Raw genomic sequence first — 728 nt, 5'->3', positions numbered from 1 at the left:
GTTATTTAAAAATGGATAAAGAAAAAGAGAGTTTATTTTTTCAGTTAATCCGTCAAAGATACGAAAAAAGCTCTCTAATAGTAACAACAAACTTACCGTTTGAAAGATGGGACGAGATATTCACTAGTGAATTAGCAGCTACTGCTGTACTAGATAGGCTTCTTCACCATTCCCACGTCATAAGTATAACAGGCGATAGCCATAGAGTAAATAGGTATTTACAGGAGGAATAAATTTTGAAAAATAGTATAGCAATAGATTTTGATGAATTTGTTAATACATTTAATGAAAAAGGAAAAGAAACAGCTATAATTCTCGCAAGAGAGAAATATAATCTTAGTTTCCAACAGCTTAAGAGAAGAATGTTTAATAGTACTGATTATTGTTTTGATAGGTCTTTAAGATTGTATAAGCATAGAGCTAACAATAACATGGATACTGCTGAATTTATGAGTATTGATGAACTTGAGAATAAGAAAACTACAATTAAAGGAGTTGAGCCCCTTCCGGGGCCAAATCTCAATTTGAGTTTTGATGATCTTGTTAAAGATCTTATTAAAGATAGATTATTAATTTTAAATAAATATGTAACCATCGATAATGAATCTAAGCAATTAATAATTAATACTAAAAAATTAAAATATGATGGTTTTGGCCTAAATATAATTTAGACTCTAGGGGGTCAAAATTAAACGTAAAAAGGGGTCAAATTTACTTGACAATCTACA

The 728-nt window shown here is 29.4% G+C and carries 2 protein-coding genes; both read left to right on the top strand.

What is annotated here, in order from left to right:
- A partial coding sequence (locus tag CLLU_RS18530; protein WP_158255951.1) for an ATP-binding protein occupies positions 1-233 on the top strand: 233 nt, incomplete at its 5' end.
- Between the two features lie 3 nt (positions 234-236).
- Positions 237-671, top strand: a complete 435-nt coding sequence (locus CLLU_RS18525; RefSeq protein ID WP_106011220.1) for a hypothetical protein — start codon at positions 237-239, stop codon at positions 669-671.
- The last annotated feature ends 57 nt before the right edge of the window (positions 672-728 follow it).

Source organism: Clostridium luticellarii, from assembly GCF_002995845.1.
GTDB classification, from domain to species: Bacteria; Bacillota; Clostridia; order Clostridiales; family Clostridiaceae; genus Clostridium_B; species Clostridium_B luticellarii.
The sequence above is the reverse complement of the archived record's forward strand: the minus strand, read 5'-3'. Positions and strand labels throughout refer to the sequence as shown.